Source organism: Pseudomonas profundi (genome assembly GCF_008638305.1).
GTDB classification, from domain to species: domain Bacteria; phylum Pseudomonadota; class Gammaproteobacteria; order Pseudomonadales; family Pseudomonadaceae; genus Halopseudomonas; species Halopseudomonas profundi.
Window position 1 is genome coordinate 53,045 of sequence record NZ_VTPZ01000015.1, and the last position, 16,187, is coordinate 69,231.

Consider the following 16,187-nt stretch of genomic DNA (forward strand, 5'->3'; position numbering starts at 1 on the left):
GCATGTCCGCACCGAACCCACTCAACCAGGCCGTCATCGCGCAGGCACTCTACGACCTACGCAACGGGCAACTGCGTCGCTGCAAGGCGATGGGGTTCGGCGAGGAAGAGCTGGATGCGCTCAAGCATCCGGCGCTGATCAGCGTGCTGGCCAATGCCAACGTCTCCTGGTGCTCTGTCTCGGTGAACCGGGAAGTGCTCCGGCGATTGCTCAAACAGGCGCAGGACGTGGAGAAGGAGATCGCCACCGTCGATCGCATGCTGCGCCTGGGTGCCAGTACCGAAATGGTGAGCCGCTTCTACGGGCTGACACATCAGGAAGTCGCACTTCGGCGCGAAGTTCTCGGCCTGCCCAAACGCAAGGGGCGCCATCCGGTTCTGGACGAGGAGCAGGACACCGAGCTGTGGCGGCGCTGGAAGGTCGTGACCAGCAGCAGGAACGTCGAGCTGGAGGATGAGACCTCGGTTCTTGATGCGGCAATGGACCTCGCCGAAGGCATGGAGCTGCCGCTGTCGGTGGTCTGGGCTGCGATCAAGAACTGGATCGATCAGGGACTGGGTTGAATCATGGCCGTGGACGACGCTGCACCACGAGCACCACGCCAAGGTCCGGTCGCCCTCGCTGATCTGTTCGACAGCGCGCTGAAAGACCTTGCACCGAAACCTCGCCCACTAGCACCGGCTCCCGCCTTCGCATCCGCGACGTCTCCTGTGTCTGCAACCGGCGACGGTTTCCTGTTCAGTGGAAATCGGCACGAGAGCGTGCCGCGACGGCTGTTCCTCGACCGACGCCTGACGCCGCTGGAACGCAATGCCTGGCAAGTCTTCCGGATGATGCTCAACGAGGATGGCGTCACGGCGTTTCCGACGTATGAGCAACTTCGCCCGTGGCTCGCGTCAATGCCCTGCGCCGGACAGGCCTCCCACGAGACCGTGGCACGGGCGCTGACGCTGTTGCGCCTGACGCGCTGGTTGAGTCTCGTGCGCCGCAGGCGCGACCCCAAGACCGGGCGCATCCTCGGCAACCTCTACGTCCTGCACGATGAGCCCCTGACCCCGTTCGAGGCGATGCAGCTCGACCCGGACTACCTGCAGCTCGTCAGCCAAGCCCTGGGCCATTCGGCCAGGGCCGTTCAGGTCGTGGGCTTGCACACGCTCAATGAGATCGCCGAAGACCCGCTGCTGTCTGGCCGCATGCTGCCCTCGCGGCTGCAGGTCCTTGCCGAACGCCTCGCAAGCCAAGGCATTGGGTCGCAGGAGAGTTATCCACAGGAGGACACGGTTCACGATTCCGAAGAAGGGGCGCCGAGCCTTCTTCGGAATTCTGATCGGCCCTCTTCGGATTCCGAAGCAGGGCCAAAACACGCAGCAGACGGCGCTCTTCGGAATCCGAAACAGGACCGTACTGTACGTAGTAGTCGTATTAATGAAGTACGTACTACCGCGCGTGAGCGTGGGCAGGCGCGCGCGATGCCGGGAGTTCGTCTGCCTGATCGCTTTCTCGGCTTGAAAGATGAACAGCAGGCCGGCGCCATGGTGGCATTGCAGCAGGTCGATGCCCCGCTACGCCAGGCCGTGCTGGACGAATGGGCGGATCGCTGTCGTGGCAGCACCATCCGCAACCCGGCAGGCTACCTGTTCGGCATCATCCAACGTGCCATCCGTGGCGAGTTCAACGCATGGGCCAGGCAAGCTGGGTCAGCACCGCCACCTGCCCCTGCACGAGATGCACCGCCTGAGCCACCGCGCAATGTAGTTCCGCCCGAGGTAGCCCGGCAGCACATCGACCGGCTGCGCGACCTTCTGCGCAGTAGCTGAGCGCGACGAGCGACAAGGGCGTGAAGCAGACGCCCGTGGCCGTCAGTAGAGCTATCCCCTGGGGATAGATGTGATGCAAGGCGTAACACCGAAAGACACAGGCTGGGTGCTTCTGTCCACGGTGCTGCAGTGGCGTCCGGTTCCTGAGCGCACCCACCATCTGCGCGAGCAGCGCTCTGTGGCGTTTGATGGAGCTATCCCCTGGGGATAGCTCGCATTGCGGGCCGCCACCACCACGACAACCGGGGACCAGTTCATTTCGGTTTGTTGACTGACTGCCTTCCGCTGCATGCCGATCCTGACCGCTCCTTTTCCCAAGCGAGCGGACACCATGGCAACCAACGAACCTCTGCAACTCAATCTCGGCTCTTTGCGCAGCGCGATGTCGCTGACGCTTCACACCCACCACGCATCGCGCATCTGGCATGGCCGCGCCGCCGCCGAGGGGCGACCCGGCATCGTCGGCCTGAACGGCTACATCGCCGTGATGAACAAGATGAAGCGCGGCTCGGAACAGGATGACCCGTACAGCGACTGGTGGATGTTGCGCATCGAGGAAAAGCTCGACCAGGCCAAGACCACGTTGCAATCGCTGCGCGAGCAGGTGGACCAGGCATTGGCCGGCGTGCCAGCGGCGTTGAGCCTGGGCGAGAACCTCAACGTGCAACCGGTGAAGCTCCCCTTGTTCGTGAACGCGCAGCTCGGCTTTGCCGCGGTCTATCTCCTGGCCGACTATGACGACATCGCCCGCAAGCTGATCCTCGCCCATCACACCGCGCTGATCGATCGCTCGACATTGGAGCGGTGGCTCAACGAAGGCGCTCACACGCTGCGCAGCCTGTTCAGCCTGGCCCAGCAGTACCGCTACTCGGGATGCACCCGCGACGACTTCGCGGCCAAGAACGCCGCAGCGCGGGCGGCGCTGGAGAAGTTCGGCGACTTGCCGCAGGACGTGCTCGAAGGCGCTCGCCGCTCGAAGTTTGCGCCGCCCGTCGTGCGCCGCGGCCTGCAACAGCGCAGTGATAGCGCTGCCGCAGCCGCACCTCCCAGCGACGAAGGCACTGCCGCCGATCCGGCCGAGGCCAGCACCGGCGAGGACGAACAGGCATGAGCGACCCGAACCGCGAACCTCGCTACTTCCGTGGTCTGGAACAGCCAGCCTTCATGCGGCTGGAACACGCGGCCTCTCTAAAAGGCCTTTTAAAGCCTTTTAAAGGTAAAGGGGACTTCGAGGCCTGGGCCAGCCAGTGCTTCGCCATGCGCGACGAGTTGATTGCCCTGGCGCAGCGACAGGTGCTGCCACAGGCGTGCGGGCATCCCTTCCACCTGCTTCCCGTCGAGCTGGCCCAGCAGATAACTGGCGCGGGAACGACGTTCCTTCGCTGGCGCAAGCACGACCGCTCGGCCATGGGCGTGGCGCTGTGGCAGGAACTGGTGGCGAGCACCAGCACGCCGGTCAACCTGCTGGCCGACCTGCACGCGATCGAGTTACAGCGCATCACGTTGAACATGCAGATCAGCCTGCTGCACACCTTGGGCAGGCAGGCGCAGGAATGCGCCAGCAAAGCGGCCGAAGCGGACAACGCATACCTGCGCCGGCTCAAGTCCACCCCAACCGCAATGCGCGATCGGTGATTGCGCCAGACATCCCAGCACGCACCCGGCGCCGATGAGGCACGGGTATTTCAACCACCACGGAGATCACATCATGAGCACGCATTTTTCTGGCGAAGGCAATATCGGCTCGCCACCGGAGTACCGCGAATTCCCCAATGGCAACGACGAGCCCAACCGCCTGCTGCGCCTGAACGTCTATTTCGACAACCCCGTTCCCAAGAAGGATGGCACCTTTGAGGACCGTGGCGGCTTCTGGGCGCCGGTGGAAATCTGGCACCGCGACGCCGAGCACTGGCAGCGCCTCTACCAGAAGGGTATGCGGGTGCTGGTCATCGGCCGCATGGAGCGCGAGCCCTGGACGGACAACGAAGATCAGCCACGCGAGACCTGGCAAGTCAATGCGCGCAGCGTAGGCATCTTGCCGTACCGCATCGAGTCTGTGGTCCTCAGCCCGAAGCCACAGGAGGCAGAACCGAAGCCGCAGGCCGACCAGGAATCGACCGCGCCGAAAGAGACGAAGCGCCGGAAGTGACCCGGCATGGAGGGCGGCTGCCGCAGCGCTTCGCCGCCCTCCATGCGCCGCGAGCTATCCCCAGGGGATAGCTCCATCAACGTCCACCGACTTCCACGCGTTCCCGCGAATCGCCGCTCCCGAACCGCATACCTCCGGCCACTCGCCATTACCGCACAAGCCCTTCCATCCCGTGAAAGCGGTCGCCGCCGCGTGCCGCTTGTTTGCTGCTGCCCCCGGTGGTGCTCGGCATCCTCGATCCCAGCAACTCCATGAACCATGGGAATCGGATGAACGGATATGCGGCTGTTCTTGTGCGAGAAGCCCTCCCAGGGCAAAGACATTGGCCGGATTCTCGGCGCCACACAGCGCGGTGAAGGCTGTCTCAACGGTTCCGGCGTCACCGTCACCTGGTGCATCGGCCATCTCGTAGAAGCCGCTACGCCCGAAGCCTACGACGAGCAGTTGAAGCGCTGGTCCATCGAGCAGTTGCCCATCATTCCCCAGCATTGGCGGGTCGAGGTCAAACCGAAGACCGCCACGCAATTCAAGGTCGTCAAGGCGCTTCTGGCGAAGGCGACCCAGCTTGTCATCGCCACCGATGCCGACCGCGAAGGCGAGTTGATCGCCCGCGAGATCATCGAACTGTGCGGCTACCGCGGCCCCATCGAGCGGCTGTGGTTGTCGGCACTCAACGATGCGTCCATCCGCGCCGCCCTCGGCAAGCTACGGCCCTCAGCCGAGACGCTGCCGATGTACCACTCGGCGCTGGCGCGATCCCGTGCGGATTGGCTGGTGGGCATGAACCTCAGTAGGTTGTTCACGGTGCTGGGGCGGCAGGCCGGCTACGACGGCGTGCTGTCGGTCGGCCGCGTCCAGACCCCGACGCTCAAGCTCGTCGTGGACCGCGACCGCGAGATCGCAGCCTTCGTGTCCGTGCCGTACTGGGCCATCGTCGTGTCCCTGTCCGCAGGTGTCCAGGCTTTCACCGCGCACTGGGTTCCACCCAATGCCTGCACCGACGACGCAGGCCGCTGCCTGCAGCAGCCGGTCGCACAGCAGGCCATGCAGCAGATCCGCGCTGCGGGCAGCGCCCACGTAGTGTCGGTTGAGACCGAGCGCGTGCGCGAAGGCCCGCCGCTGCCGTTCGACCTGGGCACCTTGCAGGAGGTGTGTTCAAAGCAGCTCGGGCTGGACGTGCAGGAAACCTTGGAGATCGCCCAGGCCCTGTACGAGACGCACAAGGCCACGACATACCCCCGCTCGGATTCCGGCTACCTGCCCGAGAGCATGTTTGCCGAAGTGACCACCGTTCTCGACAGCCTGCTTAAGACCGATCCCTCGCTGCGCTCGATCATAGGCCAGCTCGACCGTTTGCAGCGCTCGCGCGCCTGGAACGATGGCAAGGTCACGGCCCACCACGGCATCATCCCGACGCTCGAACCGGCGAACCTCTCCGCCATGAGCGAGAAGGAACTGGCCGTGTACAGGCTCATCCGGGCGCATTACCTAGCGCAGTTCCTCCCTCACCACGAGTTCGACCATACTGTGGCCAAGCTTTCGTGCGGTGGGCAGAACCTTGCGGCCACGGGCAAGCAGGTTGTCACGCCGGGCTGGCGCCAGGTGCTGGCCGAGCCGCAGTCCGAGGACGGCGATGGCGACGGCGACACCGCGGCCCGCGCCCAGGTGCTACCGGCGCTGCACGAAGGTCTGGCATGTCAGGTGGCCGATATCGATCTGAAGGCACTCAAGACGCTGCCGCCCAAACCGTACACGCAAGGCGAGTTGGTCAAGTCTATGAAAGGCGTCGCCAAGCTGGTGTCCGATCCCCGCCTGAAGCAGAAGCTCAAGGATACGGTCGGCATCGGCACCGAAGCGACCCGGGCCAACATCATCGGCGGCCTGATCGCCCGCGGCTACCTCGTAAAGAAAGGGCGCGCCATCCGCGCCTCGGATGCGGCTTTCACCTTGATCGATGCCGTGCCTGCGGCGATTGCCGACCCCGGCACCACCGCCGTCTGGGAACAAGCGCTCGACATGATCGAAGCCGGCCAGCTCACGCTGGATGTGTTCATCGGCAAGCAGGCCGCATGGATTTCGCAGTTGATCGCGCAGTACGGCAACGCGTCCCTGTCTATCAAGGCTCCCCAAGGGCCGACATGCCCGCAGTGCGGCGCACCCACGCGCCAGCGCAGCAGCAAGAGCGGCCCGTTTTGGTCGTGCAGTCGCTACCCGGACTGCAAAGGCACGCTGCCGGTCGAATCCGGCAGCTCCAAGCGCGCCGCCTCGCGCCCGCGCCGTAGCGGCCGCAAAGGCTCCTGACCGATCCCGTTCCCCGTGAGCCGTGCCCGCCTTCGGCGGCGTGGCCCGTGTCCCGCATGCCCTGCGGGACGCCCAGCGCGCAACGCCTTCTTGATTTGTGTGCGCGTCCCGCCCAGCCGTCCCCGGCCGCGGGACCTGAAGGTAGCTTCTCTGCGAGCCGCACCACGCGCGTTCTGTTGATCTGCGTTTCTTCCGCCCTCTGCGAAGGGTCTCCCGGTGGCTTGCCAGCGTGCACGAGCCACCGGGAGACCCTTCGTGGTCAGCGGTAATCGGTGCCGGTGCCCGCCGGTGCAAAAACGGGCTCCCTTTGTGCGCGGATGTGCGCCAGACGATGCCGGCCCCAGCCACGACATGGGCCGGGTGTGATTGCTGAGAGCAGACGGTTCTAGCGACGACCGGGCCTGCCAATCAGCCCACGGGTGGCTCCTCTTTCCTCCCGAGCCGAAGGCCGCAGGGCCTTCGGCGCCTTTTTCCTGCCCATCAACGTCCCGGTCCGGCCATTGGCCTGGGCCACACGAACAGGAGAGATGACATGCACCCTCAATATTGCGCGCAACTGCTGTACGGCAGTGTGTGCAGCGGCATCGATCCAGCTTCTCCTACCCGTCCTGACAGCCCCGCACTTGCTGCGGGGCTTTCTTTTTCCACGTTCGCCAATCGGGGCTGTAGCAGGTGCCGATTTCCGGCTGACGTGGCTCGACTCGCGCACGAAGCTGCCTGCATGTGTCGCTGATCCGTCAGCACCATGCCAGCAGCCAGGGTTTCCAGGCTGCCGCGGATTCTCTCCGCGCCACCCGCCAGTCCGCCATCGCATCGAGTCTGCGGACGCGCGTCCTCGTGACGCCGATGCTTTTTCTCAACCGCATGCGGGAGCTGCCATCCCGTGAGGGACAAGGCCCTCGCTTCTCCAAGGAGCCCATCCATGTCCCAGCAAGCCTCTTTCGGCCAGTTGGCCTTGATCCATTGCGGCAAGTTCCTGCCGCTCGAAGTCCTGCATAGCGCCGCCGGCCACTACATCGGCACGCGCGATACCGAAGGTCCCGTTTCGCGGGAATCCAGCGAGTACTTCCGCAGCTATGTCGCGGCTCAACGTGCCCTAGAAAGAGGCGGCTGGTCCCAGCTCGCCACGCCCTGATCCAACTGGAGGAATCACGTCATGAACCAGCTTTTGCCACAGGAAGTCGTCGATCAGATCATGCGGGAAGAGCAGCATTTCGCCGCCGCGCCCCAAGCCTTCTTCGAGGCCTGGAAGCGCGGTGTCGAGATCGCTGGCCCGCAATGGTTTGGCGACGGCACACGCGAAGGCCTGAACCAGGCCAAGAGCAAGTGGGATCTGCGTCCCGACATGCTGCGTGCCAACGACGCTCTCGGCGTCCTGAGCAGCGGAGAACGCATGTTCCTGTCCGCCATGTTCAGCTTCTACAACGCGCGCGAGGGCGGTGCCATGCTCAAACGCTGCCACTTCCAAGGACTGTCGGACTTCGACGGTCTCGATCTGCAACGCCGCAAGGTCATCGCCGACCTGCTGGTGAACTACAGCGGTTGGTGAGCCGGCTTCCGGAATATCACCACCTTGTCGTTCGCCACCCCATGAGGGACATGCGCCCACCAGGCCATGTCCCTCAATTTTCCCTCCGTCAGCCAGCGCGGATTGGCCCAAAGCCATCGATCAGTGCCGCCTGACGCTTTTTCGACTTTCAACCCACCGGGGTCCAGTTCCCGGTGGCGGGGATTGGCTCCATTATTCAATCTGGAGAAATCCTATGACCCAGAATCCCAACCCCTTTGTACGCGGCTACTGGAATCTGAAAATCGTCCGAACGCTGTGCATCAGCTACGAAGACGGAAGCCCGCATGTGTGGCGAAACATCCACGCGAGCCAACAGCACCTCTCCGACGAGGAGCTGGTTTCTTCCCCCTGCATCGTCACCAGCGACTTCGCGGTGGTCAGGAATGGCACTGTGCCTGTCAGTGCCGAACTGATGGCCGAATGCGATGCCATTGAAGGCGTCAGCGGCGAAGGCGTGGTGGGTGCGGTGGTTTATGCCATCCATGGCGACGACCTGGACGGTCGCCCGGTCCACGTCGGTGATACCTATTCGGCCGAGGCCGCGCGAGACGTGGTGCAGCGGTTGGGTTTCGAGACCGGCTATTACAGCCGATGCTGGGAAATCAGCAGCGCGCACATCAGCCAGGAAACCGGCCAGTACCTGGCCAGCCTAGCGGACCTTGCGACACCGGAGGCCTTTCTGTTCATCGCCTTCCGGGTTCCATACAGCCCAGCGATCGGCGTCAAGCTGATTTCCACGCCCTGGACAGACAAGAACCTGGAGTATGCCGAGGGCATCAGTGCGGAGCAGCTTCGGCAGGAACACCGGGACAAGGGCATGCCTGACGACCTGGCGAACATTCTTGAATTGGCCGGCCAGGCCGATGTGCGCATCCTCATCCTAGACGCTGACGCACCCGCGCTACTGGGCCTGCCACTGGCCGAGATCTAGCAGACGCGCGACGCGCAAGCCTTCCCCTTTATCCCCCACATGCCAGCCCGCCTCCCACCAGGAGCTGGGCCGGTTCAATTCCATAGGAGCAATCTCATGTTCCCCGATCTCATCTCGCCTACGCCTGACTTCGAGAATCAGCTTGGAGCCTGCGTTAACGCCATGAGCCAGAACGACGCCATCGGCCAGATTCTGGTGTTCGAGCGCATGAGCGGCACGCTGCACATGCGCCATATCGACAGCGCCGATCTGATGGACACCGACATTGACGACTACGAAATGGTCGTGTTTGACGGTGGCAATACAACCGGCGACACGTGGAAACACGTGTTCTTCCCACGTCAGCGCGAACACTATTTCGTGTACGAAGCCTGACATCTCCAGCCCCTTTCGAGGGGCTTTTTCTTGCGCTGAACCGGGCTGCGTGGACAAAGGGAAACACCCGGATGCCAATTGATTGCTGCCGCGCGCGCAAGGGCCGCCCATGCTGACCCCATGCCTGCTGACGTTGTCAGCGACATGCCAGGCAATCATCGGTCTTCGAGGTTGCGGCGCAGTTTCCACTGCGTGACCGAGCCAGCTCGCACCGCATCCATACGCGAGCGGCCACCAGTCTCTGGTGGTGGATGCTTTCGCCTTATCAACCCACCGCGGGGTTACGCACCTTTCCCCGCATGCGTGGGCTCGGTGTGTCTCCGCTTTTCCCAATGGAGATTCACCATGAACACCACGTCCAACGAGAAATCGTATTTCGACCTCCACACATCGGGCATCGGCTACATCCAGCGTGTCCGTGAAGTGCCCGTCAGGGGCGGCCGCCGTGCGCAGCCCTTCCTGGCATGCACCATCGCCGCATTGGTCGGCCCCGCCAGGGACCCCAGCTACCGCTACTTCGATGTCAAGGTCTCGGGTGCCGAGGCCAAGAAGCTCGTTCAGCGCTACATCGGCGTTGACGATTCCAAGCAGCGCCCGCTGGTGCGCTTCCGCCTCGGCGACCTTTGGGGCGATGCGTACATCCGCGACAAGGGCGAAAACCAGGGCAAGGCCGCCGCGTCCCTCAAGGCGCGACTGCTCAAGGCCGAGCCGATCGAGCGGGCCGAACTGGCTTCAATCGAGCAGCACGAGCTGATTACCCGTGGCATCGGCTACCTCAACCGTCCGAAGGACGTCACCCCCAAGGATGGCGATCCGTTCCTGTCATGCTCCATCGCCGCATTGGCCGGACCTGTCGATGAACCGGAATATCGGTACTTCGACACGATCGTCGCCACCCTCGGGGCCGAGCATCTGGTTCGCCGATGCGTGCAGGCCATCGAAGGGGATCGCAAGGTGCTGATCGCCTTCCGTCTCAACGACATGAAGATCGATCCGTACATCCGTACCAAGGGCGAGCACGCTGGGGCACCGGCCGCAAGCCTGGAGTCGACGCTGATCCACATCGGTCTGATCAAGATCGATGGCACCCAGGTCTATCCGATGAGCCAGGCGCAAGCCGAGGCGCCAACGGTGGAGGACGCACCCGCGCCCGAAGCCGACAACGCCATCGACACTGCCGCCGACGCCGTTTCCGACCTACCCGTCGAGTCCGCCGAGCGCGAGCCCGAGGGTGAAGTCGAGGAGCAGGAGCCGGCCTTGGTCGCTTCGTTTTGATCCGGCATGGCCCCTCATGGGGCCTTGTCGCTTCTCCTCCCTAGCATCCGCCGCGTCCCCAAGACGCCAAAGGTGCTTGCGTCTTTTCATCCCCCGAGTCCCGCGTGGTCACACGACCGCGCGGTTACCGCATTTCTCAAAGGAGATCAGCCATGTCTCTGGCATCCCGTTTTGCTCCGCAATCCCCGATCCTGCGCTCCGATCGCCCACTCTCGGACGACCGTATTCGTGCCGTTGTTCCCTCGATCTTTGCCGACGCTCCGCATGGGAGCCGGTCCGATCGGTATGCCTACATACCGACCTCGGTCGTGCTGACCAGGTTGCGCCAGGAGGGTTTCGAGCCCTTCATGGTGTGCCAGACGCGCGTGCGCAACGAGGATCGGCGCGAGTACACCAAGCATCTCATCCGACTTCGCCATGCAAGCCAGATCAACGGCGACGAGGCGAACGAGATCATCCTGCTCAACAGCCACGACGGCACGAGCAGCTACCAGATGCTTGCCGGCATGTTCCGGTTCGTCTGCCACAACGGCCTGGTCTGCGGTGACACCACCGCCGACATCCGCGTTCCTCACAAGGGCGACGTGGCAAGCCAGGTGATCGAAGGTGCCTACGAGGTTCTCGAAGGCTTCGAGCGCGTGCAGGACGCGCGCGATGCGATGCGCACCATCACCCTCGATGAGGGCGAAGCGGAAATCTTTGCGAATTCCGCGCTCGCACTCAAGTACGACGACCCGGCCAAGTCCACCCCTGTCACGGAGAGCCAACTTCTGGCGCCCAGGCGCTGGGACGACCGCAAGAACGACCTGTGGGCCGTCTTCAACCGCGTCCAGGAGAACCTCGTCAAAGGGGGACTGAATGGACGCTCGGCCAATGGCCGCAATCAACGCACCCGTCCGGTGCAAGGAATCGACCAGAACCTGCGCCTGAACCGGGCGTTGTGGCTGCTGGCCGAAGGCATGCGCCAGCTCAAGGCGTGATGCCAAGCGGACCTCGCCCAGCTCGGGTGAGGTCCATTTCCTCTCATCCACCGGGCGCCGTCGGCGGCCCGCTATTCGTCATCAGGAGAACCAACATGGCAACCACATCGGCGCCCGAGCAATCGGTATCGCCCATCATTGTTCCGGGCCAGCTCACGCTGCGCACCATACGCGGCAAGAACGGCCCGTTCACCGTCGGCCGCCTTGTCACCCCCATCGGCAAGTTCGCGGTCAAGGATGCGGAGCTGGAGCAGTACCCCGAAGGAAAATACGACGGGGAATTCATCATCCGCTACATCTTCCCGAAGTCCTATCCGGTCGGCGACGGCATGCGGTTCGAGATCCGCGCCAACCTGGACGGAATGACGCTCAACGGAATCGACAAACTGAGCCGCGACGAAGCCCGAAGCTTCGCCACCCAGGACGTCGATCCACTCGATGAAGAGCTGGGGACGCAGCCTGCAGCAACGCCGGCCAAGTCTGCCAAGGCCTCCACGCCCGCCAAGCACGCACCCGTGCAGGCGTCGGCGGATCCTCTGGTCGATACCACGCCCTTCGGTGTGGATGCGCCGACGCCCGCTGCGGCGGCTGCCCCCGGCAGCACCGAAGATGGCGACGCCGCTCTGTTCGGTCTGCTGTGGCCGCTGGGCGAGTCCGTGAAATTGGATTCGACCATCGACCGCCGCGCCCTGCGCGCGCAGATCGCCCGCCTGGGCGAACTGGGTTTTGCGTTGGACTTCAAGACGCAGGAGTGGAGCCGTCAGGCCGAACTGCAACCTGCGTGATCGCAGACGCCGCATCCGCGGTGTTCTTCATCCACCCGCCGGGGTTCCTTCCCCCTGCGGGGGAGGCCTCGGCCATTTTCTGGAGGTCTCCATCATGTCCACCATCGCTTTCGATGTACCCCGTTCCGCGCTGGATGAATCCGCATGGCGAGCTGTTTGCAAGACAGCCGCCGAGCACGCCCAGCGTGGTTGCGGCCTGTCCTGGGATCATTGGGTCACGCTTTTCAGTTCGGAGATCGACGCGCAAGCTAGTCGGTTGCCGGAAAGCCAGCGAGCTCAGGCCCTGGAAATCGCAGCCCACGAATGGGACTACGCAACACCCGCCGAGCGGCAGGAAGCCCAGGACTGGAATGCGGAGCATGGCTATTGCTCGCATGGGATCGAGTTCGGCTACTGCCCGGCCGGTTGTGATCGCGACGATGACGACTGGGACTAAGGGCAAAGCATAGGTTCCTTCGCCGCACCTGCGGCTTTTCATCACCCGCCGGGAGGCCCTCCCCGTGGGGAGGCCTCCGGCTCTACTTTTCCAGGAGGCCTCTCATGGGCTGGTATTTCTCACCCCAATCGCGGTCTGAACTGATCGCGGAACTGATCGCACCGCAAGAGACCGAGCGCGCCAGCGTCAAGGTCATCGCCCACGCGCTGCGCGGCAACGTCCTCTGGTCTGTCGCGGAAGTGACGGCCAAGGTCGAAGGCGTACATCGTGATCTCGCGCCGGGCCAATCCCTGCGCTACATCCGCTGCGATCTGCTTGAACGCAGCGGCGGCCAGTGGGGTTACAAGCCGCTGGACGAGTCCATGCACCCGTACTACTACTCGTGCCCGCTGTCCTATCTGGACCTTGCACCGGAGCAGTCTGCCGAATGGCGTGCAGGCGTTCGCGCCTACCACGCTCGGCGACGCACACCCACGGCTGTCACGGCACCCGCCGCAACGCTGATGGTCTGAGCCAGGAGGAACCGACATGGACCTGATCCTCGCTGCGCTCTCCCCCTCGCTGCTGGCGCTCGTTGAAGGGAGTTTGTCCAACGACGAAGTGTCCTCCGACGAGGAGATGCTGGAGTACTTCATCAGCAACGGCCTCACCGAGAAACAGGCGCGGCAGGCACTGACCTACCGCGACCAGTACCTCAACAACATCTACCTGGACGGCTTCACGCCGATCACCGCGGTGGACGAGGTGCTTCACTTCAACCCGCACACCCGGCAGTTCGAGCCGGACTGAGCGGTTTTCTTCCACCCCCAGGGGCAGCACTTGCCCCAGCGGGCGGTGCTGTTCCCGTTCATCCGAGGACACCACCATGCCCGCACACACTTCTTCCACCACGCTGTACCGCATCGACGAATGCCCGGATGTGATGGCCGACGCCTGCGTCGGCGACGACCAGGGCAACCTGATCTTCCTGTCGATCTGGGCGCGGGACACCGCCGTCCAGCAGTTCCTCGCTCGCCTGACCCTTGGGCGCGACGAGCAGGGACTGGACCAGTTTCACGTCATCACCGACCAAGGCGGCAGCGTCCCGGTGTTCATCGGCAACGTCGATCGCCTGGAAAAGCGCATCACGCGCGCCTACCGGCGAACGCTGTTCGGTTCGCTGTCCAACGTGTGGCTGTTCGACCGGCGCTGCGTCAAGCCCGACAAGGCCAACGCCAGCGCGCTGGCATTGCTGCCACGCGACAGCGCCCACCGGCTCGACCGCCTGTGGACGCTGGTGCGGGACACGTGCCCGTTGCCGCTGCTCGACCACTGGCGCGAGACCGTGCTGGAACTGCTGCAAAGCCGCGAGATGCTGGGCCGCCTTCCGTTCGCCCTCGGGCCGCTGGAAGGCCATCGGCTCGCCATCGACGTGCCGACGCTGACCCTGGCGCTGGGCTCCCTGATCCGCAGTGACGTGCTCACCGCCTATCCATACCCGGCCAAGATCTGGACGCCGGAAGTGGTAGCGGCCTGACCCACCCTCGGAGGCACGCCTTGGTGTGCTTCCGTCTTTCATCCCCGCCAACCAGGAGACTTCCATGGCCCTCATGTTCCCGCGGCTTGCCCGCAATTTCGTGAAGAACGGGTATTTCCCGACTGATGAACCCACGCTCGAAAGAGCCCTCAACGCACTGATGCCCAGCGACGGGCCGATGTGCATCCTCGATCCCTGCGCCGGCGAAGGCGTAGCGATCGCCGAAGCCGCCCACGCCCTCGGGCGCGAGCAGGCCAAGGCGTTCGCCGTTGAGTTCGACGCGGAGCGGGCACGCCATGCCCGCGGCCTGGTCGATCACTGCCTGCACGCGGACCTGATGGACACGATGGTCTCCAAGCAGTCGTTCGGACTGCTCTGGCTCAACCCGCCGTATGGCGACCTGTCCAAGGACGTCAACGGCAACATCGGCTATCAGGGCCAGGGTCGTGCCCGCCTCGAAAAACTGTTCTACCAGCGCAGTTTGTCGTTGCTGCAATACGGCGGCGTGCTGGTCTTCATCGTCCCCGGCTACGTGCTCGACGCGGAGCTGGTCGGCTGGCTGACGCGCCACTACACCGACCTGCGCATCTACCGAGCGGTGGAGACGCAGTTCAAGCAAGTTGTGATCTTCGGCCGGCGGGTGCGCCAGCGCGAGCAGGCCTCGGATGGCGTCAAGGCCGTGCGCAATCTGCTGCTGCAGGTTGGGCAAGGCGAGATCGAAGCTGACGAACTGCCGAGCGAATGGCCGTTCCTGCCGTACATCGTCCCCGCCAGTCCGGCCGAGCCGGAGCATTTCTTCCGCGTGACGATGGAGCCCGAGCAGTTCGCCGACGAGGTTGGCAGGCTGCAAGGCCTCTGGCCGTCGCAGGACACGCACCTGGGGGCCGCGCAGCAGTCGCTGCGTCCACCGGCGCGGGCCTTGTCCCACTGGCATCTCGCCCTGGCTCTGGCCGCAGGCGCGATCTCGGGGGTTGTGCGCTCCAAGACGGGGCGCGTGCTCGTCGTCAAAGGTGACACCCACAAGGACAAGACGCTCCAGCGGGAATTCACCGAACGCGAAGACGGCTCCATCGCCGAGACCCGCATCCTCACCGACAAGTTCGTACCTGTCATCCGCGCGTGGGACATGACGCCTGGCTCCCCGACACGGGGCGACGTCTTGACCATTCGTTAATCCACCGGACGCGCTGCTGTCCTGCTGTACCACATCGAAGGAGAAACACCATGTTCCCAAATCTGTTCAAGCGGCCCGCGCCGCAGAAGCAACCGTTGTTCGCACCGGGCTCGCTGAAGTTGAGCGAGAAGGTGCATTGGTTGGCCCGCAAAGGCCTGATCGACCCCTTGACCTATGTCCAGCGCCATGTGCGCGGTGACTGGGGCGAGATCGACAAGGCCACCCGCAAGGCCAACGACGTCGCACTCCAACAGGACAACCTGATGATCTCCTACTACCGGATCACGCCGGAGCTGGTTCTGATCGTCAAGACCAGCGAAGACCACCAGACCACGGTTGTCCAGCTTCCCGAAGAGCGCGACATGATCTGAAGTCACCCATCGTCATCCCAGTCACCTGACGGAGCCACTTCACTCCGCCAGGGGTGTCGTGGCTCAATGAATCCATCAAGGAGGAATCCATGGCATCCCGACACATCGAAACCTACTGCCAGGACCTGCTGTTTCCGGTAGGTGCACTCATCCTCAGCGAAGGTATCGACCGCCTGGTCCGCGCCGGTCGTCTTGACCCGATTCCGTACTTCCGTCGCCATGTCCGTGGCGACTGGGGGGACGTCAGCGACGGGCAATGGCAAGCCAACGGCATCGCACTTCAATCGGGTGCTTTGCTGGAATCGCACTACGTGATTCATCGTGCGCTGCGCATTCGCATCGTCACCGATGCGAAACGCCATCTCACATCCATCGTGCTGCCGTCCGAAGACTAAGCACATTTCACCAGCAGGCCGCCAGCGCCTGCGTTTTCCATCCACCGTCGGCCGTGTGCCGATTGATCTTCCCACCCTGGGGCAGGCCATTGCCCCTTTGGGGGTGGTGCAT

General features: G+C 63.9%; 20 protein-coding genes. All 20 read left to right on the forward strand.

The genetic code is table 11. The features are described from left to right. Positions 1-2 precede the first annotated feature (2 nt). The 20 genes from FZE95_RS16965 (at position 3) to FZE95_RS17065 (ending at position 16,075) form a co-directional block, all read left to right on the forward strand. Positions 3-563 (forward strand): DUF2857 domain-containing protein, encoded by a 561-nt coding sequence (locus tag FZE95_RS16965; RefSeq protein WP_009876573.1) that lies wholly within the window; start codon positions 3-5, stop codon positions 561-563. Between the two features lie 3 nt (positions 564-566). Next, entirely contained in the window at positions 567-1,817 is a 1,251-nt protein-coding gene (locus FZE95_RS16970) for an STY4528 family pathogenicity island replication protein (RefSeq protein WP_011871435.1), read from the forward strand. 331 nt (positions 1,818-2,148) lie between these two features. After that, positions 2,149-2,928, forward strand: coding sequence for a PFL_4669 family integrating conjugative element protein (locus FZE95_RS16975; protein ID WP_011871436.1), 780 nt, complete (start codon positions 2,149-2,151; stop codon positions 2,926-2,928). Then, positions 2,925-3,452, forward strand: a complete 528-nt coding sequence (locus FZE95_RS16980; RefSeq protein WP_011871437.1) for a DUF3158 family protein — start codon at positions 2,925-2,927, stop codon at positions 3,450-3,452. Before FZE95_RS16975 ends, FZE95_RS16980 begins: the two co-directional genes overlap by 4 nt. Positions 3,453-3,525: 73 nt before the next feature. Next, positions 3,526-3,966 carry a single-stranded DNA-binding protein gene (locus tag FZE95_RS16985; protein ID WP_009876576.1) on the forward strand — a complete coding sequence of 147 codons (441 nt, stop codon included), beginning with the start codon at positions 3,526-3,528 and terminating at the stop codon, positions 3,964-3,966. Between the two features lie 279 nt (positions 3,967-4,245). Next, the gene (locus FZE95_RS16990) at positions 4,246-6,267 is read left to right on the forward strand and encodes a DNA topoisomerase III (protein ID WP_009876577.1); all 2,022 of its coding nucleotides are present in this window, start codon (positions 4,246-4,248) and stop codon (positions 6,265-6,267) included. A gap of 922 nt (positions 6,268-7,189) precedes the next feature. Further along, positions 7,190-7,402 (forward strand): hypothetical protein, encoded by a 213-nt coding sequence (locus FZE95_RS16995; RefSeq protein WP_009876578.1) that lies wholly within the window; start codon positions 7,190-7,192, stop codon positions 7,400-7,402. Positions 7,403-7,423: 21 nt separating this feature from the next. Further along, positions 7,424-7,816, forward strand: a complete 393-nt coding sequence (locus FZE95_RS17000) for a hypothetical protein (protein WP_009876579.1) — start codon at positions 7,424-7,426, stop codon at positions 7,814-7,816. Positions 7,817-8,030: 214 nt separating this feature from the next. Beyond that, positions 8,031-8,768: a DUF5983 family protein gene (locus FZE95_RS17005; protein ID WP_009876580.1), complete on the forward strand. Its 738-nt coding sequence runs from the start codon at positions 8,031-8,033 to the stop codon at positions 8,766-8,768. A 96-nt stretch (positions 8,769-8,864) separates the two neighbouring features. Then, on the forward strand, positions 8,865-9,143 hold the full coding sequence (locus FZE95_RS17010) for a hypothetical protein (protein WP_011871439.1): 279 nt from the start codon (positions 8,865-8,867) through the stop codon (positions 9,141-9,143). Positions 9,144-9,488: 345 nt separating this feature from the next. After that, on the forward strand, positions 9,489-10,418 hold the full coding sequence (locus tag FZE95_RS17020; protein ID WP_009876582.1) for a DUF3577 domain-containing protein: 930 nt from the start codon (positions 9,489-9,491) through the stop codon (positions 10,416-10,418). 152 nt (positions 10,419-10,570) lie between these two features. Then, on the forward strand, positions 10,571-11,398 hold the full coding sequence (locus FZE95_RS17025) for a DUF932 domain-containing protein (RefSeq protein ID WP_011871441.1): 828 nt from the start codon (positions 10,571-10,573) through the stop codon (positions 11,396-11,398). Positions 11,399-11,493: 95 nt separating this feature from the next. Beyond that, entirely contained in the window at positions 11,494-12,183 is a 690-nt protein-coding gene (locus FZE95_RS17030) for a DUF3275 family protein (RefSeq protein ID WP_009876584.1), read from the forward strand. A 94-nt stretch (positions 12,184-12,277) separates the two neighbouring features. Next, a complete protein-coding gene (locus tag FZE95_RS17035) occupies positions 12,278-12,619 on the forward strand; it encodes a hypothetical protein (RefSeq protein WP_011871442.1) in 342 nt (113 codons plus the stop codon). Between the two features lie 104 nt (positions 12,620-12,723). Next, on the forward strand, positions 12,724-13,131 hold the full coding sequence (locus tag FZE95_RS17040) for a hypothetical protein (RefSeq protein ID WP_009876585.1): 408 nt from the start codon (positions 12,724-12,726) through the stop codon (positions 13,129-13,131). A gap of 16 nt (positions 13,132-13,147) precedes the next feature. Continuing rightward, positions 13,148-13,408: a hypothetical protein gene (locus FZE95_RS17045; RefSeq protein WP_009876586.1), complete on the forward strand. Its 261-nt coding sequence runs from the start codon at positions 13,148-13,150 to the stop codon at positions 13,406-13,408. A 76-nt stretch (positions 13,409-13,484) separates the two neighbouring features. Continuing rightward, positions 13,485-14,135, forward strand: a complete 651-nt coding sequence (locus FZE95_RS17050) for a hypothetical protein (protein WP_009876587.1) — start codon at positions 13,485-13,487, stop codon at positions 14,133-14,135. A 64-nt stretch (positions 14,136-14,199) separates the two neighbouring features. Then, positions 14,200-15,309 (forward strand): DUF6094 domain-containing protein, encoded by a 1,110-nt coding sequence (locus tag FZE95_RS17055; protein ID WP_011871443.1) that lies wholly within the window; start codon positions 14,200-14,202, stop codon positions 15,307-15,309. Positions 15,310-15,359: 50 nt separating this feature from the next. Next, positions 15,360-15,680, forward strand: a complete 321-nt coding sequence (locus FZE95_RS17060) for a hypothetical protein (protein WP_009876589.1) — start codon at positions 15,360-15,362, stop codon at positions 15,678-15,680. An 89-nt stretch (positions 15,681-15,769) separates the two neighbouring features. Then, positions 15,770-16,075, forward strand: coding sequence for a hypothetical protein (locus tag FZE95_RS17065; protein WP_009876590.1), 306 nt, complete (start codon positions 15,770-15,772; stop codon positions 16,073-16,075). Positions 16,076-16,187 lie beyond the last annotated feature (112 nt).